Genomic DNA, 20549 nt, shown 5'->3' on the forward strand with positions numbered 1-20549 from the left:
TCCCGGGCGGCCGAGGGCTGAAGGCACAGCGTCTGTTCGTTTGTCCCATTCCGGCCTGACACTTCATCTGTCTACATGAAATCAAATCAGAACGCCCTTATGGATGGCATATTCAAGAACATGACGCGCTCTTTTGCGTTCTTCGTGTTCATCCTGCTGGCCGCCATCTCCATTTCCCTGATCTACGGAAGCCGGGAGTCCATCGCCGAATACGGTTTCTCCTTTCTCTGGACGGATAACTGGGACCCGGTCAACAACGAATACGGCGCCCTGGTGCCCATCGTGGGCACTTTGCTGACTTCCCTGATCGCGCTCTGTATCGCGGTACCCGTCTCCTTCGGGATCGCCATGTTCCTGACCGAACTGTCGCCGACCTGGCTGCGCCGCCCGCTGGGCACGGCCATCGAGATGCTGGCCGCCATTCCGTCCATCATCTATGGCATGTGGGGCCTGTTCGTCTTCGTGCCGCTGTTCCAGGCCTACGTGCAGCCCTCGCTGATCTCCCTGTTCGCGGGCGTGCCCGTGCTGGGCCAGATCTTCGCCGGCCCTCCTTTCGGCATCGGCGTGTTCACCGCCGGCCTGATCCTGTCCATCATGGTGATCCCCTTCATCACCGCCGTGATGCGCGACGTGTTCGAACTGGTGCCGCCCATGCTCAAGGAATCGGCCTACGGCCTGGGCAGCACGACCTGGGAAGTGATGTGGCGCGTGGTCCTGCCCTTCACCAAGAACGGGGTCATCGGCGGCATCATGCTGGGCCTGGGGCGCGCCCTGGGCGAGACCATGGCCGTCACCTTCGTGATCGGCAACTCCTTCAACCTGCCTAACTCGCTGTTCGCCCCATCCAACTCCATCGCCTCGGCGCTGGCCAACGAATTCAACGAAGCGGGCGGCATGCAGAAGTCCGCGCTGCTGGAACTGGGCCTGATCCTGTTCCTGATCACCACCGTCGTGCTGGCGATCTCCAAGCTGCTGTTGCTGCGTCTGGCCAAGAACGAAGGTTCGTCGCGCTAAGGGTCATACATCATGTTCGATAAAAAATCCGCCATCAGTCTGGACAACCCCATCTACAAGCGCCGGCAGATCTTCAACCGCCTGATGCTGGGGATTTCCTTCGCCACCCTGATCTTCGGCCTGTTCTGGCTGTTCTGGATCATCTTGACCCTGATCGAGAAGGGCACCAGCGAAATGGCCTGGTCGCTGCTGACCGAAAGCACCCCGCCGCCCGGCGGCGAGGGCGGCCTGCTCAACGCCATCGTGGGCAGCGTCATGATGGCCGCCGTGGGCACGCTGATCGGCACGCCCATCGGCATCCTGGCCGGCACCTATCTGGCCGAATACGGCCAGCGCGGCTGGCTGGCGCCGGCCACGCGCTTTCTGAACGACGTGCTGCTGTCGGCCCCGTCCATCATCATCGGCCTGTTCATCTATGCGGTGCACGTGGCGCAGGTGGGGCATTACTCCGGCTGGGCCGGCGCCCTGGCCCTGGCCATCCTGGTGATTCCGGTGGTGGTGCGCTCCACTGACAACATGCTGCTGCTGGTGCCCAACAGCCTGCGTGAAGCCGCTGCCGCCCTGGGCTGCCCCAAGTGGAAGATCATCATGGCCGTGTCCTATCGCGCCGCGCGTTCGGGCATCATCACCGGCATCCTGCTGGCCGTGGCCCGCATTTCGGGCGAGACCGCGCCGCTGCTGTTCACCGCCCTGAACAATCAGTTCATGTCCTTGAACATGAACGCCCCGCTGGCCAACCTGCCGGTGGTGATCTTCCAATACGCCGCCAGCCCCTTCGAGGACTGGAACCGCCTGGCCTGGGCCGGCGCGGTCCTGATCACCTTGCTGGTTCTGGGCATCAATATTCTGGCCCGCAGCCTTTTCCGCAATAAATAAAGTTTTCACGGAGCGCCCTCGTCGGCCTGATCGCTATGAGTCAAACCACTACCTCTGCCGAATCGACCAAGATTGAAATCAGGAACCTGAATTTCTACTATGGCAAGTTCCATGCTCTGCGCAACGTGAACATGTCCATCAAGGAAAACAAGGTCACGGCCTTCATCGGCCCCTCGGGCTGCGGCAAGTCCACGCTGCTGCGTACGCTGAACCGCATGTACGAGCTCTACCCCGGCCAGCGCGCCGAAGGAGAGATCCTGCTGGACAACGAGAACCTGCTGACCTCCAAGCAGGATATCTCCCTGATCCGCGCCAAGGTGGGCATGGTCTTCCAGAAGCCCACGCCTTTCCCCATGAGCATCTACGACAACGTCGCCTTCGGGGTGCGCCTGTTCGAGCGCCTGAGCAAGGGCGAAATGGACGAGCGCGTGGAATGGGCCCTGTCCAAGGCCGCCTTGTGGAACGAAGTCAAGGACAAGCTGCACCAGAGCGGCAACGGCCTGTCCGGCGGCCAGCAGCAGCGTCTGTGCATCGCCCGCGGCGTGGCCATCAAGCCCGAAGTCCTGCTGCTGGACGAACCCTGCTCGGCCCTGGACCCCATCTCCACGGCCAAGATCGAAGACTGATCGCCGAACTGAAGACCGACTACACCGTGGTCATCGTGACGCACAACATGCAGCAGGCCGCCCGCTGCTCGGACTACACGGCCTATATGTATCTGGGCGAATTGATGGAATTCGGCGAGACCGACCAGATCTTCGTCAAGCCGGCCCGCAAGGAGACCGAGGACTACATCACCGGCCGTTTCGGTTGATTGTTGTACGCTGGCGGCGCCAAGGCCGTTATACCGTTTCCCCCAGACCCCGCCTCATGGCGGGGTTTTTTTAGGTTTTTCGCCGATTTACGGAAATCCCTTGGCCCAAACGGCAGGGTGTCCGCTCACGCCGTGCCAGGCGCCTGTACCGTCATACGATGAGGCTTCCAATCGGTTATGGCCTGTTCGATGCGAGAGCTATCATGAGCCGTTCAAATCGCTGGAAAGCCAGACAGGGCGGGTCAGACGGCTTGCCGCAGGCGGGGCGCGGGGTTGGGATGCCAGCGTCGTGAACGTGAGCCGGCAAGGGTACCGGTGCGCCGCACCGGCAAGCCGACGAAGAACTGTTCCATAAGCTTGCGCCTAGCCGCGCTGCCGCAAGGCGTGCCGTATGACCTTGCCCGTCGCCGTCATGGGCAGGGTGTCCACGAATTCGATCGCCCTGGGGTATTCGTGGGCGGCGACGCGCCGCTTGATGTGTTCCTGGATGTCCTTCACCAGGGCGTCGGACGGTTCGACGCCCTCCTTCAGGACCACGAAGGCTTTCACGATCTCGGTGCGTTCGGGGTCGGGAATGCCGACCACGGCCGCCATGGCCACGGCGCTGTGGCCCAGCAGCCCGTCCTCGATGGGGCCGGGGCCGATGCGGTAGCCCGCGCTGGTGATGACGTCGTCGTTGCGGCCCACAAAGCGGATGTAGCCTTCCTCGTCCGCCATGCCCTTGTCCCCGGTCAGCAGCCAGTCGCCCGCAAACTTTTCGCGCGTGGCTTCGGGCCGTTGCCAGTACTCCAGGAACATGACCGGATCGGGCCGCTGCACGGCGATGTGGCCTTCCACGCCCGCCGGCGCCGGGCGGCCCGCATCATCCACCACCGCCACGCGGTGGCCGGGCACCGGCTTGCCGATCTTGCCGGCCTGGCCGGGGAACCAGGCCGAGCAGGAGGACACGATCATGTTGCATTCGGTCTGGCCGTAGAACTCGTTGATGGTGATGCCCAGTTCCTGCCGTGCCCACTCCAGGAGTTCCGCGCCCAGCGATTCTCCGCCGCTGGCGATCGATTGCAGCCGCAGTGTCCAACGATTGCGCGGCGAGGGGCTGCGGCGCAGCATTTTCAGGGCGGTGGGCGGCAGGAAGGTGTGCGTCACGCCGTGGTCAGCCATCAGCTTCCAGGCGGCTTCGGCGTCGAATTTGGGAAAACGGTGCGCCAGCACGGGAATCCCGTGATGCCAAGCGGGCAGCAGCACATCCAGCAGGCCGCCTATCCAGGCCCAGTCGGCCGGCGTCCACATCAGGCCCTGGCCGTCCTGCAAAAAGTTGTGCGACATTTCCACGCCGGGCAGGTGGCCCAGCAGGACGCGGTGGGCGTGCAGGGCGCCCTTGGCCGAGCCCGTGGTGCCGGAGGTGTAGATCAGCAGGGCGGGATCGTCGGCGCGGGTGTTCACACGGTTGGGAGCGCCGGGCTCGCAGGCGCGCAGCACCTGCCAGAAGGACAGGGCCTCGGGGCAGGTGCGGGTGGAATCCACGCTATAGACGCGCTTTAGGCTGGTCAATTGGTGCTTGACCGGGCGCAGGGCGTCAAGGCCGGCCTGATCGGTGACCAGGGCGCGTGCGCCGGAGTCGTTCAGACGGTAGCTCAGCGCGTCCGTGCCGAACAGGGTAAACAGCGGCATGGCGATGGCGCCGATCTTGTAGGTGGCCAGGTGCGCGATGGCGGTCTCCAGCCCCTGCGCCAGCAGGATGCCGATGCGATCGCCCCGGCACAGGCCCTGGGCCTGCCAGGCGGCGGCCAGCGAGTCGGACCAGGCCTTGAGCTGGTCGAAGGTGTAGCGCCGCACTTCGCCGTCGGGCATCTGCTGTATCAGCGCCAGCCGCCCCGAACCGTCAGCCCATTTGTCGCAGGCGTCCGATGCGATGTTGTAGTGCTCGGGGATGGACCAGCGAAACTGCGAATACGCGCTTGTATAGCCAGAGCCAGCAGACAGCATGAGGGTACGTTCCTTGAATCCGGATGCGACGATCTATCCTAGCCGGTTCGCGGAGCTTTCCCTATTCGGGCTTATATGTAGATGCTTGCAGATAAAGGACTTTGCTTTGTCGCCTTAGCATATGAAGCGTCTCTCCATAAGCGAAACCCGGCGTCTCCCTTGCGCCGGGTTTCGCTTATGGAAAGCGCCCTGGAGGGCGCTCGGGATTCAGCTGCTGACCTGTGCAGCGGCGGGGGCGGCTTGCGCCTCGCCCTTGGATTCATCATGGCTGCCACGGCGGTGGTGGCGCTTGTCCTTCTTGGGCTCCCAAGGGGTGAAGGCGCCGTTTTCGCCTTCGGCCTTGACGCGCAGCACTTTTCCGTCCTTGTCCACGACGGTGGCGATGATCTTGTCGTCGCGTTGCATGATGCTGCCCACCTTGGTGTAGCCGGCATCCTTGAGACGCTGATAGGCGGGGCCGACGTCCTTGATCTGCTCAGCCGTCAGAGGCTTGTGGGCGCGGGCGGGTCGCGCCTGCTGGGTGGCGGCTTCGGCCTGGGGAGTCTTGGCGGTTTCCTGGGCCATGGCGGCAGTGCCGCCCAGCAGGCCGGCGGCAAGGGCCAGGGAGGCAAACAGGGAAGTGTGTTTCATGAACAGCTCCTTCGTGAGGCGGAAAGCGGGGAGGGGTCGTTTTCCTGTTCAGGTTGGGAAAGAAGGGTCAGGCCGGGCCTGACCCAGGGAAAGAAATCATTGTTCAGCGGGCGTGTTTCGCATGCTTGGCGGGAGCATGGCCCGTGGCGTGCGTGTGCGCCGTGGCGCCCGGTTCCTTCTTGGCTGCAGGAGCTTGGGCTGCAGGCGCCGCAGGCGTTGCGGGATGTACGGCGGACTGGGGGGCGGGGGCCGGTTTTTGCGCCAGGGCGGCCGTGCCGCCCAATACACCCGTGGTACCCATAATCACAGCGCAGATCAATGTCGAGCGTTTCATGGTGATGCTCCTTGCAGTAGGAAAAGTCAGGCTGGTTCGTATCAGCCTGGTGCCCATTATGGGAGCAGGGCTCTGAATCCAGTCTGAAGTCCGCGTTCATGTTATGTTCATCTGGAACTTGCTATACACAGGGGCGTGATCCTTTCGTCCCTCTTTTATGTCTTGTCCAGCCGTGTTCCGATGAAAACCCCCAAGCGCTTGTCTATATCCTGCCTGGTTCTGGGCGCCGCGCTGACGGCGGCGCCGCCGCTGTTGCAGGCGCATTCGCATGACGCGGCACGCCGGGACCGTGCGCCGGACGCGCACGAAGGATATGCCTGGCCTGATGAGGACGAAGGCGGCGGGCCCGGGCGCGAGCCATTGCGCGCGGGGGATTTTCCGCCGCCGCCGCCGCCCCTGCCGGCGCCTGCCGAACGTTTCGGGCCCAGTCCGCACTGGCCGCCGGGCCCGGCCTACCGGGGCCACGACCAGGCGCGCGAGGCCGTGCGCCGCGGCGAAGCCTTGCCTTTGCGCGAGGTCCTGCGCCGCCTGCGGCACGACTATCCGGGCCGCGTGCTGCGCGTGCAGTTTGAATATGATGATCGTTTTGGAGTCTGGGTGTACGACATTCGCATGCTGTTCGATGAAAACCGCCTCCTGCGCCTCAAGGTAGACGCCTTGACGGCCGAGGTCCTGGCCGTGCGCGGCCCCAAGCGTGCGCCCAAGGGGGGACGCTGACATGCGGATACTGGTCGTCGAAGACGAACCCACGCTGGCGGGCCAGTTGCAGCAGGCGCTGGAGCGGGCGGGCTATGCGGTGCAGGTGGCCCATGACGGCCGCGAAGGACATTATTTGGGCGAAGTCGAGCCTTTCGACGCCATCGTCCTGGACCTGGGCCTGCCCGGCATGGACGGCGTGTCGGTGCTGCGGCGTTGGCGTGCGGCGAACCTCACGATGCCGGTGCTGATCCTCACCGCCCGCAACGACTGGCACGACAAGGTCGAAGGGATGGACGCGGGCGCCGACGACTATGTCGGCAAGCCTTTCCACATGGAGGAACTGCTGGCCCGGATGCGAGCCTTGCTGCGGCGGGCGGCGGGTCAGGCCAATCCGCGCCTGCAGGTCGGCGCCCTGGAGCTGGATCCGCGTTCCTCGACCATCAATTGCAATGGCATGACCCTGACCCTGACCAGCCATGAATATCGCCTGCTGGCCTTCATGATGCATCACCCGGGCCAGGTACTGTCGCGCACGCAGTTGACCGAGCATATCTATTCCCAGGATTTCGAGCGCGACTCCAACACCATCGAGGTCTTCATCGTGCGCCTGCGCAAGAAGCTGCCGGCCGGCTATATCGAAACGGTGCGGGGCATGGGCTACCGCCTGGTGGATCCCGCCGCATGAAGCCGGAGCGCAGCCACGCGGCCCTGGGTTCGCTGCGCAGCCGGCTGCTGCTGGGCACGCTGGCCTGGATCCTGGTCAGCATCGTCCTGGCGGGGCTGGGCTTGAACCGCCTGTTCCAGGACCACGTCTATCGTCAGTTCGAGCAGCGATTGCAGACGCATCTGGACCAGATCATGGCCGACGTCAATCTGGAGAATCTCAACAATCTCTCCCTGCAGTCCCGCCTGAGCGATCCCCTGTTCGAACAACCTTATTCAGGCATGTACTGGCAAATTGCCCGGCGCGAGGCGACGGGCGGGAAATGGACGGTCGCGCTGCGTTCCACTTCGCTGTGGGATGAGGCGCTGGATGCGAACGCCGCAGGCAGCGCGCATGGCTCCTTCACCCTGCCGGGGCCGGAGAAGCAGCCGCTGATCGTCTTGCGCCAGGAGCTGGACGAGGTCAACGACAAGGGACAAAGCCTGCAGATCATGGTGGCAGGGAGCCGGGGGCTGCTGGCCGAGCCGCTGGAGCGCTTCCAGCGCATCCTGTTCCTGTCCCTGGGCGGCCTGGCGCTGGGCCTGATCCTGGCGGCCGTGCTGCAGGTGGTGCTGGCCTTGTATCCCCTGCAATTGCTGCGCCGGCGCCTGCTGGACGTGCAGGAGGGACGCCAGCCCGAGATAGGAGGGCGCTTTCCCTCGGAGATCCAGCCCTTGGTGGACGACTTCAACGCCGTGCTGCATGCCAACGCCCGCATGGTGGATCGCGCGCGGGCGAAGGCCGGCAACCTGGCCCATGCCGTCAAGACTCCGCTGACCATCATGGGCAATGCGGCCGCGGGCGCGGATCCGCAATTGGCCGCGGTGGTCAGCGAACAGGTCGCCCTGGCCCAGCGCCAGGTCGATCATCATTTGTCCAGGGCCAGGGCCACGGCGGTGCGCGCCATAGGCGTGCGCACGGATGTGCGGGCCAGCTTGCAGTCCTTGTGTCGCGTCATGGGCCGGCTGCATGCGGAAAAGCAGATTCATCTGGATCTGCCTGACCGGGAGCTGGTATTCAAGGGCGAAGAGCAGGATCTGCAGGAAATGGCGGGCAATCTGCTCGACAATGCCTGCAAGTGGGCCGCACGGCATGTCTGGTGCCGCGTGAGCCTGGAGCAAGGTGCGCTGCGCCTGGTGGTCGAGGATGACGGGCCGGGACTGGACCCCGACCAGCTCGAGCGCGTGTTCGGGCGCGGCCAGCGGGCCGACGAGCGCTATCCGGGCTTTGGCCTGGGACTGGATATCGTGCGCGAACTGGCCGAGAGCTACCATGGCCGGGTGCAGGCCGGACCCTCCGACAAAGGCGGCCTGCGGCTGGACCTGGTTCTGGCCGCCTGATCCCTGCGCCGTTCAGTTCCAGGGGCCGCTGCCGCCGCCCACGCTGTACTTGCCGGCGCCGATCAGGCCCACGGCCAGGCAGCCGATCAGGAACAGGCCCTGCAGCTCCAGGCTCCAGATCCCCTGCGCCGTAAACGAGCCGAACTGCCCGCTGTGGGCCAGAAGCAGGGCGATGACCATGCTCAGCGCGGCCACCAGGCCCGCGGCGCGAGCGTAATAGCCCAGGATCATCAGGGCCGGCGCGACGACCTCGCCCAGGTACACGCCCCAGGCCACGACGGACGGCAGATTGTTGGCCACCACCATTTTCTCGATGTTGCCTATGCCGTAGCGTATCTTGGCGATGCCGTGCAGCAAGAGCAGCAGGCCCACGCCCACGCGCAGAATCAGTTTTCCAAGATCATCCCGGGACATGCACAGTCTCCACAATTTGAAAGGTTGGCAACGTGGGGTATTGTAGGGGGACACAGGATCAACAAGTATGACGGAGCGTATCCATGACACAAAAACAGGCTGTCGCCGCTGAACTGGCTCCCACGGGCGTGCTGCGCGTCGCCATCAACTACGGCAATCCCGTACTGGCGCAGCGCGGCGAGCACGAGCAGGCTCCGCGCGGCGTGTCGGCGGATCTGGCCCGCAGCGTGGCCCAGGAACTGGGGCTGAGCGTGCAGTTCCACTCCTACGATTCCGCGCAGTCGGTGGTCGAAGGCGTCTACAGGGACGACTGGGACCTGGCCTTTCTGGCCATCGACCCCAAGCGCGCCGAGAGAATCCTGTTCACACAAGCCTATGTGCATATCGAGGGGACCTACCTGGTGCGCGCCGACTCCGCCTATCAGGGCGTGGACCAGCTCGACCAGCGCGGCGTGTGCATTGCCGTGGGCAAGGGCGCGGCCTACGACCTGTTCCTCACCCGAACCCTGAAGCAGGCCGATCTGGTGCGAGCGCCTACATCGGCGGCGGCCATCGACCTGTTCGTGGAACAGGAGCTGGACGCGGCGGCCGGCGTGCGTCAGCCGCTGGAACGGTACGCCCGTTCGCGCACGGGCCTGCGCGTGCTGGCTGACAGCTTTACCGTGATACGCCAGGCCATGGCCGTGCCGTCGGGCCGCACCCTGGCCCATGCCTGGCTGGAAGCCTTCATCGCGCGCCAGAAAAGCGAGGGCATGGTGGCCCAGTTCCTGGCCGATAGCGGCCAGGCCAATGTGAGCGTGCCCGACTAGAAGAACAGCGATGCGCACCGCTCCGGGGGCTGGCCGAGGCAGTACAGGTGGGTTACCGCAAGTAATTGATGTTATTGAACTTTAATCTCCCTCTATGAGGCGGGCGGGGCGCCTGGCGGGCGTGTTGACGCCGGTTCGCGCCCGCGAGTAGCCTGTCATGGAGGCGGCGGAATTTGCCGCCGCCGCAACGTTCAAGTTGTGGAGGAGATATGATGAAGAATCTGTCTGCAACCACGGGTCGCTATCTTGTCCTGTTGCGCAAGGACAAGCCTGAACATGGCATTCAGCGACTGGCCGCCCTTTCGAACATGCAGATACTCAGCGCGCAGGGCGACGAGGAGCTGGGAGCCGCGACATTGCCGCCGCAGTGTGCGGTGGTGTTTCATCGAATCGGCGTGATGCTGGTGCGGTGTGCGCCGGAACAGCAGCCCTCGCTCAGGAGCCTGGTGACGGCAGACGACAGCCCCATCCTGGCCGTGGAGCCCGAACGCAGCGTTCGGGCTCTGGGGGGCGTGCGGCGGGCGCCGCCGCTGGCCGATCCCGCCGCCGACGAGTTGACCTGGGGGGTGCGAGCCGTCGGGGCGGCCCTGTCGCCATACTCGGGCGAGGGCGTGCGCATTGCCATTCTGGACACCGGCCTGGATATGGAACATCCGGATTTCGAGGGACGGACAATCGTGTCGCGCTCCTTCATCCATGGCGAGGACGTTCAGGACCGGAACGGTCATGGCACGCATTGCGCGGGCATCGCAGCCGGGCCGCTCAAGCCAGGATCAGGGCCACGCTACGGCGTTGCGGGTCAGGCGGAACTGTATGTGGGCAAGGTTTTGAACAATGAGGGCTCGGGAACCGAGGGCGGCGTGCTGGAGGGCATCAACTGGGCCATCGAGAATGACTGCCAGATCGTCTCTCTGTCGCTGGGCAGCCCGGTCGAGGAGGGGGAACCGTATTCGCGCGTATTCGAAGAGGTCGCCCGGCGCGCGTTGGCGGCCGGCACGATGCTGATCGCGGCGGCCGGCAACGAAAGCCGCCGTCCCGATTATCTTGCGCCGGTCGGGCATCCGGCCAATTGCCCTTCCATCATGGCGGTGGGAGCCGTCGATGAGCAGCTTCACGTGGCGCCTTTTTTTTGGGCGGGGCTGAACGAAGAGGGCGGCCAGGGGGGCATCGCAGGGCCGGGAGGCAACGTGCGCTCGGCCTGGACGCGGCCGAAGCTTTACAACACGATCAGCGGCACCAGCATGGCCACGCCGTTCGTGGCGGGCGTGGCGGCCCTGTATGCGCAGGCCGACAAGGCCAACCGCGGGCAGGCGCTCTGGGACATGCTGGTGAAACAGGTGCGGTCCCTGGACGATCCGAAGCGGGACGTAGGCGCGGGTCTGGTCCATGCGTCCGACAAGACATGATCATTTTTTGTTCTGGATTGCCATGTCCTATATTCGATTGAACATCATTATTCAGGATGCCTGGCGCGACCGATTCGAGCAGGTCGTGGAGGACTGCCGGCGCGTCGGCCTGCTCGTCGAGCGGGAGATGCGCACGGTCGGGCTCGTCTCGGGCTCCATCGACAGCCCTCTTCTGGATCTTCTTGAGCGGGTGGAAGGCGTGGGCGCCATTGAAATCGACCGGCAGGTGAAGGCGCTGGACTGAACTCCTTTTTTGAGCCGGCTTCGCCCATGACGGCGAGGCTGGCTTTGCCCTGCAAAATGAAAACGGCCTTTTTGGATCTTTCCAAAAAGGCCGTTGCATTAGGTGGTCGGGGCGGCGGGATTCGAACTCGCGACCCTCTGGTCCCAAACCAGATGCGCTACCAGACTGCGCTACGCCCCGACTAAGAAAAAATTATATCCCCGGTTTTTGAAATTGGCAAGCGGCGCCTCGTGCATTGTCAACGAATAAATGCTTTAAGGTCAAAATTAGTTACCGCCCTGTAATTAGAAGAACGAATAAGTGCTTTAAGGTGAGAATTAGCTGCTTCGCTGTAAATGTCTGTGTCCCTCCCCTGGTTTGCCTATCCCGCTGAGCTATAGTTAAAACAAGCGACTACGCTGAATCCTTGCTTTGCGATCCTTGTTTGTTTTTCAGAAATGGGCGGCATTCAGAGCACCGGGGGATAAAAGTAGAACAGGGCGCGAGTGCTGCTCATCGGGTTTTCCAGAGGAGAGAACGAGATGAGCATATTGCTAGAGAGCCAGACGCTGACACGGCGGCGTTTCCTGACCATGGTGGGGTACGCCGCCGGCGGCGCTGCCATGTACCAGGCGATGATGAAGCTGGGACATGCGGCCGAGGGCAGCTACGACGGCCCCATCCGGCTGGAGGGCAAGCCCAGGGAGGGCACCACCGTGCTGGTCCTGGGCGCGGGACTGGCCGGCATGGTGTCGGCGCTGGAGCTGCGCAATGCGGGCTACAAGGTCAAGATTCTGGAATACCGCGAGAAGGTCGGCGGCCGCAACTGGTCGCTGCACGGCGGGGACAGCTTTACCGAACTGGGTGGAGCCAGGCAGGACGTCAAGTTCGACAAGGACCAGTACATCAATCCCGGTCCATGGCGGATTCCCTTCCATCACCGCGCCTTGCTGGATTACTGCAAGCGCCTGAACGTCAAGCTGGAACCCTTCATCCAGTACAACTTCAACGCCTATCTGCACAGCAGCGGCCATTTCAACGGCACGCCGCAGCGTTTTCGCCATATCCACGCCGACTTCCAGGGGCAGGTGGCCGAACTGATGTCCAAAGCCATCAATGCCGGCAAGCTGGACGAGCCCCTGTCCAAGGAGGACCAGGAGCGGATGCTGGAGGCGCTGCGCAGCTGGGGAGCCTTGGACAAGAACATGGCGTATGTCAAGGGCATGGCCAGTTCCTCGGTGCGCGGCTTCGAGCGCGATGCGGGCGGCGGGCTGGGGGCAGAGCCCATATTTTCCGAACCCCTGGCCCTGGCCGACATCGTCCGGTCCGATGTCTGGCACAACATGGGCATCCACGACCTGTACGAGTTCCAGCAGACCATGTTCCAGCCGGTGGGGGGCATGGACCAGATCGGCGCGGCCTTCGGCCGGGAACTGGAGGGCTTGATCACCTTCAACGCCAAGGTGACGGCCATCAAGCAAGCCGACGGCAAGGTCACCGTGGCCTATACGGACCACAACAGCGGCAAGGAGTCCAAGGAAACGGCGGACTGGTGCGTATGCACGATTCCCCTGTCCATCCTCAGCCAGATCGAACTGGACGCCAGCAAGGAAATGCTGGCCGCCATCGACGCCGTGCCGTACGCCCCTTCGGTCAAAATCGGCCTGCAGTTCAAGCGGCGCTTCTGGGAGGACGATGAGGCCATCTACGGCGGCATCACCTATACGGATCTGCCCATCACGCAGATCTCCTATCCCAGCACCGGCATGTTGTCCTCCAGGAAAGGCGTGCTGCTGGGCGGATACATGTTCGGCCCTTCAGCCATGGAATGGTCATCGCTCAGCCCGGAGGAGCGGGTCCAGAAGGCGGTGGAATATGGCGCGCAGATCCACAAGCAATACAAGGACGAGTTCGAGAGCGGCGTGTCCGTGGCCTGGCACCGCGTGCCCTGGACGCTGGGCTGCTACGGCATGTGGACCGAACAGACCCGCAAGGCGCACTACGAGAATCTGTGCAGGATCGACGGCAATCTGGTGCTGGCCGGCGAGCACGCCTCGTATGTGAACGCCTGGCAGGAGGGCGCGATCCTGTCCGCCCTGAACGCCATTACCCGCCTGCACGCGCACGTGACGGGCAACCGTCAGGCCGACAATCAAGGAGACAAGTCATGATTCTGCGATCGCTTGCTGTTTTCATTGCTTCGGGCCTGCTGAGCGTCAGCATGGCCGATACGGCCGTGGTGGGCGGGGACACGGAGGTATTCACCCAGAAGACCGGCCAGGAGATCTACGACCAGGTCTGCATTTCCTGCCACATGGCCGGGGGCAAAGGCGCCGAAGGAGCCGGCAAGTATCCGGCCCTGGCCAACAATCCCAAACTGGCGGCCGCCGGCTACCCCATCTACATGGTGATGGTGGGCAACAAGGGCATGCCGGGCCTGGGCGGCGTGCTCAACGACGAGCAGATTGCCGAAGTGGTCAATTATATCCGCACGCATTTCGGCGATAATTACACTGACAAGGTCACCGCCAAGGAAGTGGCGGCCCAACGGCCCAAGGATCATCAGTATTTCGATCTGAACTGACCGGGAGAGCGGCATGGACGGCGCCATCTGGAGCACGGCTTTCGAACTGGAGAATCCGGTCCTGGAGTCCGTGCTCCGGGGAACCGTCGTGTATTTCGTATTGTTCATCCTGCTCCGGCTGGCGGGCCGGCGCGAGCTCGGCTCGCTGGGCCCGGCCGATCTGCTGATCCTGTTGCTGATTGCCGACGCCAGCGGCAATGCCATGACCGGCGGCAGCAATTCGCTGACCGATGGCTTGCTGGTGGCGGCCACCATCGTGGCCTGGGGGTACATCATCGATTGGCTGATGTATCGCTTTCCTCTGCTGAACAGGCTGGCGAGCGCGCGCAAGGTCTGCGTGGTCCGCGACGGGGAGCTGCAATGGCGCAACATGAGGCGGGAATACGTGACCCGGGAGGAGATCATGAGCGAGATGCGGCTCGCAGGCATCGAGTCGCTGGACGAGGTTCGGGTCGCCTACATCGAGCCCAATGGAAAGCTGAGCTTTTTGAAGAAAAGCTAGGTTTCGGTGCTGCTCAGGCCCGGTAGCCGGTGGAGATCCATTGGAAGCAGACCCAGAAAACGGTCAGCGCCATCGGAATGGGCAGCAGCGCGATGATCTTCAGGCCTGGAGGGCGCTTCTGTCCGCGCAGGCCGCGCCGGTAGACCAGGATGCTGATCAGGCACGAGAGGGCGGGCAGAAGCAGAACGGGCAGCAGCAGAAAGGCCGTGGGCAGGGTCAGCAGCGCCAGAAACAGGGCCAGACAGCTCAAACCCAGGATTTTCAGATTGCTCATGGCGTTCTTTGCCCGATCAGGTCCGCCCCGCAGGGCGGCCAATAGCAAAAAAGCACCGGTGAACGGTGCTTTTTCAAAGGGGTGGTCGGGGCGGCGGGATTCGAACTCGCGACCCTCTGGTCCCAAACCAGATGCGCTACCAGACTGCGCTACGCCCCGACTAGAGACAAGCATCATAGATGGATTTCGCCTCAAGGTCAAGGCTCGGACAGCGTGAATGCCATCCGGGCCGCCTCACCGGGTCTGCAAGTGGGGCAGGGTGTAGGCATGCTCGTGGTAGGCCCAGCTGGGCCAGAGCACATGGGCCAGGGCTTCTTCGGCCAGGGCCGCGTCGATTTCTGGCAAGGGGACATACTGGTCCGGCGCGGTGAAGCGGTACTGGCCGGGTTCCTGGTGCGGGGCCAGCACGGTCAGGATGTCGCCCTTCAGGTAGCCGTAGTTCTCGTAGTACTGCATCATGGCCCGGCCGCTGTCCTGGCGGGTCAGGTCGCGTCCTATCATGGGGTGTTCGCAGTCTATGCCCATGAGCGAGAGCAGGGTGGGCGCCAGGTCGATCTGGCTGATGATGCGTTCGTCCTGGCGGGCCGGCACGCCGCCGCCCAGGATCAGGGCGGGAATGTGGAAGTGCTTGAGAGGCACCAGGCTGGCGCCGCCCACGCGCGAGTCGTGATCGGCCACGATCAGGAACAGGGTGTCGTCCCAGTAGTCGGCCGCGCGCGCCTTGCGGAAGAAATCGCCGATGGCCCAGTCCGCGTAGCGCACGGTGTTCTCCACGGTGGCCGGGTCGCCCTGCACCTGGATGCGGCCGGCCGGATACTCCCAGGGCGAGTGATTGCTGACCGAGAAGGCCAGCGTCAGCGTGGGCTGGTCGCCGTCCCGGCTGAGCAGCTCGTGCAGCTTGTTGAACATGTCCTCGTCGCTGGCGCCCCAGGTGCCCACGAATTGCGGCGACTCGAAGCTGGACTGTTCATGCAACTCGTCGAAGCCGTTGCCCAGGAAGAAGCTCTTCATGTTGTCGAAGTGGGCTTCGCCGCCGTAGATGAAGCGCGAGCGGTAGCCTTGCTCCTTGAGCAGCTGGGCCAGGGTGAAGAAGCGGCTCTGGGAGCCGGGCAGGCGCAGCGCGGCGTCGGCCACGGTGGGCGGGAAGCCCGCACTGACGGCTTCCAGGCCGCGCACCGAGCGGGTGCCGGTGGCGTAGGCGCGACGGAAGTTCCAGCCCGTCAGGGCCAGCTGGTCCAGCTCCGGCGTCAGGCCCGCGCCGCCCAGGTTGCCCACGTACTGCGCGCCCAGGCTTTCCTCGACGATCAGCACCAGCTTGGGCTTGCGGGGCCGGGCGTGGGTGGGCTGCTGGCGGTGCAGGGTGGGCAGGGCCGCGGGGCCGGGCGGTAACTGCGCGGCTTGGCGCACGATCTCGTTCATGCGCTGCGGATCCATGTGGCCATAGATGTCCTGCGCCGAACGCTCGTTCTTCATGCTGTAGACGGCATAGGCTACGTTGTACAGCGAGTTCAGGGGCAGGGTATTGACCATGCTGTCGCCGCACCAGGCCACGGTGGAGGGATTGATGGGACGGTGCGCCAGCGTGCCGCGTATGGCCAGGGCGCACAGGGCGGCGGCGGCCAGCATCCACAGGGGGCGCAGCCACCAGCTCATGACGGGATCGGGGGCGGAGTTGCCGAAAATCGTCCAGCCCGACCAGACGATCAGCGCCAGGCCCGTCAGGGCGGCGGCGATCATCAGCTTGTAGCCTTTCCAGAGCATGCCCAGGACTTCCTGGGGGTGCTTGAGGTAGTCCACGTAGAGGCGGTTGGGCCGGGTGTCGTATTCGATGATGAACTGGGGCGTGGACACTTCCAGCAGGGCCAGCATGAACCAGGCGAACGTGAACCAGACCGCGGCTGCGGTCGTGGCCCAGGCATGGTGGCCCAGCCAGGGGGCCAGCAGGGCGATCGGCGCGCACAGGGCGGCGATCATCAGCGCGTCGATGCGTAGTCCGCCCAGCAGCACGGGAACGAGGCCGCCGGCCTGGCGCACGCGCGGCCATTGCCAGAATGCGAAGGCCAGCCGGAAAGAGGTCAGCAGGATCAGGGCCGAGGGAACGAACAGATAGATGAGGTGGCGCATAAGGAGCTGTCCCGCGCCGCGCCGGCGCCGGCGGCGGAACGAAGATTGGATTCGCCTCGATTGTATGACAGTTTTTCCCGCTGGACCCTGCGGTAAAAAGGCCCCGGACCTGATCCGGTCCGGGGCTGGAAACGAGCGGCGGGAACCGGCACCGCCCGGGGAGGTGTGGGGAGTTCCGGCCCCTTCGCGAACGAGGGAGCTGGTGCGCTTTGGCGCGTGCTCAGGCGACGTGCTGGCGCGGTTCGGTGCGCGCCCGGAACTGGCCGCGCTGCTGTTCGCGCAGCGCATAAGCCTTCAGGCGTCCGGCTTCCTTGATGTAGCCATAGCCGCGTATCAGCTCGGGGTAGCTCAGCCAGCGCTGGGCGGTTTCCATATTGTCCGCGTTCAGGTGTTCGCAGACCTCGGCCAGGTCGGCCAGGTAATCCTCGATGCCCTGGCGTTCGTGGCGGCGTTCCTGACTGTAGCCGAACAAGTCCAGCGGGGTGCCGCGCAGGCCGCGCAGCCGCGCCAGGAAGCGGAACAGCGTCATGGTGGAAGGCCCGAAACGGCTCTTGATGGGCTGGCCCTGGCTGTTCTTGCGTCCCAGGATGGGCGGCGCCAGATGATACTGGATCTGATAGTCCGTGCCCGGTTCTCCGGCGAACTGGGCGCGCAGCTTGTCCAGGAAAGCCGGGTCGGTATAGAGGCGCGCGACTTCGTACTCGTCCTTGTAGCTCATCAGCCTGGCCAGTTGAGTGGCGGCCGTGCGGGTCAGGGGCAGGGACTTGTCCAGCCCCAGCCGGGCTTCGCGCGCCAGCAGGGGGTCTATGGCGTCGCGGTAGCGCTGGGCCCAGTCCGGATTCTGGTAGGCGCTCAGGTGGGCCTCCATCCGCTTGACCAGGGACTGCACGGTTTCGGGAAAGGCGACGGGGCGGGCGCTGGGCTCCGAGCCTTCCATCAGCGCCTGCATGCCGCGCGCAGCAGCCAGCCGGCCCCATTGGAAGGCCTGGCGGTTGGCTTCCACGGCCACGCCGTTCAGTTCGATGGCGCGCAGCAGGCTGTTCATCTGCAGCGGAATCCAGCCGCGCTGGAAGGCGTAGCCCAGCAGGATGGGGTTGGCGTAGATGGCGTCGCCCATCACATGCACGGCCAGGGCGTTGGCGTCCAGGTAGCGCGTGTGGCTGCCGATGGCGTTTTCGATGTCGGTGCAGGCCGTCTTCAGAGGGAACTTCCAGTGCGCGTTGCCGATCAGGTCCGAGGTCGGGCTGGCGGCGGTGTTGATGATGGCGCGGGTCTGGTCGCGGCTCACGCGGCTGAGTACCTCGGTGGAGGCGCTGACCAGGGCGTCGCTGCCGATGAGCAGCGACGCTTCGCCCGTGGGCACGCGGGTGGCGTGCAGCAGGTCGGGATGGCGGGCGATCTGGACGTGGCTGAGCACCGCGCCGCCCTTCTGGGCCAGGCCGGCCATGTCCAGGACCGTGACGCCCTTGTTCTCCAGGTGGGCCGCCATGCCCAGCAGGCCGCCGACGGTGATGACGCCGGTGCCGCCTATGCCCGCGATCAGGATGCCGAAGGTCTTGTCCAGCTCAGGCAGCACGGGCAGGGGCAGGTCCGCCAGGTGGAAGGACTCCAGCGAGCGGCCCTTGGCCTGCGGCTTGCGCAATTGGGCGCCTTTCAGGGTGACGAAGCTGGGACAGAAGCCGTTCACGCAGGAGAAGTCCTTGTTGCACGAGGACTGGTTGATGGTGCGCTTGGTGCCCAGCGGCGTTTCCAGGGGCTCCACGGACAGGCAGTTGGATTTGACCGAGCAGTCGCCGCAGCCTTCGCAGACCGTGTCGTTGATGAAGGCGCGCAGGGCGGGATCCGGGTAGGTGCCTTTCTTGCGGCGGCGGCGTTTCTCGGTGGCGCAGGTCTGGTCGTAGACCAGCACTGTGGTGCCCGGAATGTCGCGCAGCTCGCGCTGGACGCGGTCCAGTTCGTCGCGGTGGTAGACAGGCGGATTGCCGGCCAGGTTCACGCCCTTGAATTTTTCCGGCTCGTCGGTGACCACCACGATCTTCTTGGCGCCTTCGGCATGGACCTGGGCAATCACGTCCGTAACCTTGAGCACCCCGTCCACCGGCTGGCCGCCCGTCATGGCCACGGCGTCGTTGTACAGGATCTTGTAGGTGATGTTGGAGTTGGCGGCGATCGAGGCGCGTATGGCCAGGATGCCGGAGTGGAAGTAGGTGCCGTCGCCCAGGTTGGCGAAGACGTGTTTTTCCTTGGTGAAAGGCTGCTGGCCTATCCAGGCCACGCCTTCCCCGCCCATGTGGCTGAAGGTGGAAGTGCTGCGCTCCATCCAGATCGTCATGTAGTGGCAGCCTATGCCGGCCATGGCGCGCGAGCCTTCGGGCTCGCGGGTGGACGTGTTGTGCGGACATCCGGAACGGAACCAGGGCTTGCGCTCGGCGGTCACGCGCGGCACGCGGGCTTCGCGGTCCTTGGCGTCCAGGATGGCCAGGCGCGCCTGGATGCGGGCGCGCAGCTCGTCCGGAATGTCCATGGTGTTCAGGCGGCGCGCGATGGCGCGCGCAATGATGGCGGGGGACAATTCGCCCTGCGCGGGCAGCAGCCAGGGCGAGCGCGGCATGGACCATTCGCCGCCGCCGTGTTCGGTCTCGCCGAACTTGCCGTAGATCTTGGGGCGCACGTCGTCGCGCCAGTTGTACAGCTCCTCCTTCAGGGCGTATTCCAGGATCTGGCGCTTTTCTTCGATGACCAGGATTTCCGTCAGGCCGGTGGCGAACTGGCGCGCATCCTGCGCGTCCAGCGGCCAGATGCAGCCGACCTTGAGCAGGCGTATGCCCAGCTCGGAACACAACTGATCGGACAGGCCCAGGTCGGCCAGCGCCTGGCGGGTGTCCAGATAGGCCTTGCCGGCGGTCATGATGCCGAAGCGCGCCTGCGGGGAATCGATTTCAAGACGGTTGAGCTTGTTGGCGCGCACGTAGGCCAGGGCGGCATACCACTTGTGGTTCATCATGCGCGCTTCCTGGGCCAGCGGCGGGTCCGGCCAGCGTATGTTCAGCCCGTCGGCGGGCAGGTCCTCGATCTGCGGCAGCACGATCTGCACGCGTTCCGGATCCAGGTCCACCGAGGCGTTGGATTCGACCACTTCCGTGACGCACTTGAGCGCCACCCACAGGCCCGAGAAGCGGCTCATGGCCCAGCCGTGCTGGCCGAAGTCCAGATATTCCTGCACATTGGCCGGATACAGCACGGGAATGCCGGCGGCCGCGAAGACGTGTTCGGACTGGTGGGCCACGGTGGAGGATTTGGCGCCGTGGTCATCGCCCGCCAGCACCAGCACGCCGCCGTGGCGCGAGCTGCCGGCGGAGTTGGCGTGCTTGAGCACGTCCATGGAGCGGTCCACCCCCGGCCCCTTGCCATACCACATGCCGAACACGCCGTCGTACTGGGCGCCGTCATACAGATTGGTCTGCTGGCTGCCCCAGACCGCCGTGGCGGCCAGGTCCTCGTTCAGCCCCGGCTTGAAGACGATGTCGTGTTCCTTCAGGTGCTTGTCGGCCTGCCAGAACGCCAGGTCCAGGCCGCCCAGCGGGGAGCCCCGGTAGCCGGATACGAAGCCGGCGGTGTTCAGGCCGGCGCGCCGGTCGCGTTCTTTCTGCAACATGGGCAGGCGCACCAGCGCCTGGGTGCCGCTCATGTAGGCGCGCCCCTGTTCGATAGTGTATTTATCGTCCAGCGACACGGACTCCAGCATGGCCTTGTGGGGCTTGTTGAGTGGAGCATTCATGGTTTTGTCTCCTGCAGGAATTGTGTTCGTGCAAGTTGT

17 protein-coding genes, 2 tRNA genes and 1 pseudogene are annotated in these 20549 nt (G+C 64.6%); 12 read left to right on the forward strand and 8 right to left on the reverse strand.

Annotation, left to right across the window (positions count from 1 at the left end):
* The first annotated feature begins 75 nt into the window (after positions 1–75).
* From pstC to pstB, 3 genes and pseudogenes are all read left to right on the forward strand, one after another.
* Complete coding sequence (gene pstC, locus ACWPWO_RS04775; protein ID WP_394064627.1) at positions 76–1014, forward strand: phosphate ABC transporter permease subunit PstC; 939 nt, start codon at positions 76–78, stop codon at positions 1012–1014.
* A 12-nt stretch (positions 1015–1026) separates the two neighbouring features.
* The gene (pstA, locus tag ACWPWO_RS04780) at positions 1027–1890 is read left to right on the forward strand and encodes a phosphate ABC transporter permease PstA (protein WP_454004801.1); all 864 of its coding nucleotides are present in this window, start codon (positions 1027–1029) and stop codon (positions 1888–1890) included.
* A gap of 35 nt (positions 1891–1925) precedes the next feature.
* Positions 1926–2704, forward strand: a pseudogene (gene pstB, locus ACWPWO_RS04785) (phosphate ABC transporter ATP-binding protein PstB).
* A 363-nt stretch (positions 2705–3067) separates the two neighbouring features.
* On the opposite strand, the gene ACWPWO_RS04790 reads toward pstB, so the two are convergent.
* Both ACWPWO_RS04790 and ACWPWO_RS04795 read right to left on the reverse strand, forming a co-directional pair.
* On the reverse strand, positions 3068–4690 hold the full coding sequence (locus ACWPWO_RS04790) for an acyl-CoA synthetase (RefSeq protein ID WP_454004803.1): 1623 nt from the start codon (positions 4688–4690) through the stop codon (positions 3068–3070).
* Positions 4691–4897: 207 nt separating this feature from the next.
* Entirely contained in the window at positions 4898–5320 is a 423-nt protein-coding gene (locus ACWPWO_RS04795) for a hypothetical protein (protein ID WP_454004805.1), read from the reverse strand.
* 514 nt (positions 5321–5834) lie between these two features.
* On the opposite strand from ACWPWO_RS04795, the gene ACWPWO_RS04800 reads away from it, so the two are divergent.
* Genes ACWPWO_RS04800 through ACWPWO_RS04810 form a run of 3 tightly spaced genes read left to right on the forward strand, consistent with a single transcriptional unit; the run spans position 5835 to position 8396 of the window.
* The gene (locus ACWPWO_RS04800; RefSeq protein ID WP_454004807.1) at positions 5835–6371 is read left to right on the forward strand and encodes a PepSY domain-containing protein; all 537 of its coding nucleotides are present in this window, start codon (positions 5835–5837) and stop codon (positions 6369–6371) included.
* 1 nt (position 6372) lies between these two features.
* A complete protein-coding gene (locus tag ACWPWO_RS04805) occupies positions 6373–7038 on the forward strand; it encodes a response regulator transcription factor (RefSeq protein ID WP_454004809.1) in 666 nt (221 codons plus the stop codon).
* Positions 7035–8396, forward strand: coding sequence for a sensor histidine kinase (locus ACWPWO_RS04810; protein ID WP_454004811.1), 1362 nt, complete (start codon positions 7035–7037; stop codon positions 8394–8396). Before ACWPWO_RS04805 ends, ACWPWO_RS04810 begins: the two co-directional genes overlap by 4 nt.
* A gap of 12 nt (positions 8397–8408) precedes the next feature.
* Here ACWPWO_RS04810 and ACWPWO_RS04815 read toward each other — a convergent pair whose 3' ends face one another.
* Positions 8409–8810 carry a DoxX family protein gene (locus ACWPWO_RS04815; protein ID WP_454004813.1) on the reverse strand — a complete coding sequence of 134 codons (402 nt, stop codon included), beginning with the start codon at positions 8808–8810 and terminating at the stop codon, positions 8409–8411.
* Positions 8811–8893: 83 nt separating this feature from the next.
* Between ACWPWO_RS04815 and ACWPWO_RS04820 the strand changes: the two genes are divergently transcribed.
* The 3 genes from ACWPWO_RS04820 to ACWPWO_RS04830 all read left to right on the forward strand — a co-directional run bounded on the left by ACWPWO_RS04820 (position 8894) and on the right by ACWPWO_RS04830 (position 11269).
* On the forward strand, positions 8894–9619 hold the full coding sequence (locus ACWPWO_RS04820; protein ID WP_454004815.1) for a transporter substrate-binding domain-containing protein: 726 nt from the start codon (positions 8894–8896) through the stop codon (positions 9617–9619).
* A gap of 209 nt (positions 9620–9828) precedes the next feature.
* A complete protein-coding gene (locus ACWPWO_RS04825) occupies positions 9829–11025 on the forward strand; it encodes a S8 family serine peptidase (RefSeq protein WP_454004817.1) in 1197 nt (398 codons plus the stop codon).
* Positions 11026–11047: 22 nt separating this feature from the next.
* Positions 11048–11269 (forward strand): hypothetical protein, encoded by a 222-nt coding sequence (locus ACWPWO_RS04830; protein WP_454004818.1) that lies wholly within the window; start codon positions 11048–11050, stop codon positions 11267–11269.
* A gap of 103 nt (positions 11270–11372) precedes the next feature.
* On the opposite strand, the gene ACWPWO_RS04835 is transcribed toward ACWPWO_RS04830, so the two are convergent.
* A tRNA-Pro gene (locus ACWPWO_RS04835) sits at positions 11373–11449 on the reverse strand.
* A gap of 341 nt (positions 11450–11790) precedes the next feature.
* On the opposite strand from ACWPWO_RS04835, the gene ACWPWO_RS04840 reads away from it, so the two are divergent.
* From ACWPWO_RS04840 to ACWPWO_RS04850, 3 genes are read left to right on the forward strand one after another with little or no spacing between them, the layout of a single operon-like run.
* Positions 11791–13419, forward strand: a complete 1629-nt coding sequence (locus tag ACWPWO_RS04840) for a flavin monoamine oxidase family protein (RefSeq protein WP_454004820.1) — start codon at positions 11791–11793, stop codon at positions 13417–13419.
* On the forward strand, positions 13416–13832 hold the full coding sequence (locus tag ACWPWO_RS04845; protein WP_454004822.1) for a c-type cytochrome: 417 nt from the start codon (positions 13416–13418) through the stop codon (positions 13830–13832). The genes ACWPWO_RS04840 and ACWPWO_RS04845 overlap by 4 nt, the downstream gene beginning before the upstream one ends.
* 13 nt (positions 13833–13845) lie before the next feature.
* A complete protein-coding gene (locus ACWPWO_RS04850) occupies positions 13846–14334 on the forward strand; it encodes a DUF421 domain-containing protein (RefSeq protein WP_454004824.1) in 489 nt (162 codons plus the stop codon).
* 13 nt (positions 14335–14347) lie between these two features.
* On the opposite strand, the gene ACWPWO_RS04855 is transcribed toward ACWPWO_RS04850, so the two are convergent.
* From ACWPWO_RS04855 to ACWPWO_RS04870, 4 genes are all read right to left on the reverse strand, one after another.
* The gene (locus ACWPWO_RS04855; RefSeq protein ID WP_454004826.1) at positions 14348–14608 is read right to left on the reverse strand and encodes a hypothetical protein; all 261 of its coding nucleotides are present in this window, start codon (positions 14606–14608) and stop codon (positions 14348–14350) included.
* An 82-nt stretch (positions 14609–14690) separates the two neighbouring features.
* A tRNA-Pro gene (locus tag ACWPWO_RS04860) sits at positions 14691–14767 on the reverse strand.
* A gap of 75 nt (positions 14768–14842) precedes the next feature.
* Entirely contained in the window at positions 14843–16732 is a 1890-nt protein-coding gene (locus ACWPWO_RS04865) for an LTA synthase family protein (protein WP_454004828.1), read from the reverse strand.
* Positions 16733–16952: 220 nt separating this feature from the next.
* Positions 16953–20510: an indolepyruvate ferredoxin oxidoreductase family protein gene (locus ACWPWO_RS04870; RefSeq protein WP_454004830.1), complete on the reverse strand. Its 3558-nt coding sequence runs from the start codon at positions 20508–20510 to the stop codon at positions 16953–16955.
* Between the last annotated feature and the right edge of the window lie 39 nt (positions 20511–20549).

Source organism: Alcaligenes sp. Marseille-Q7550 (genome assembly GCF_965112015.1).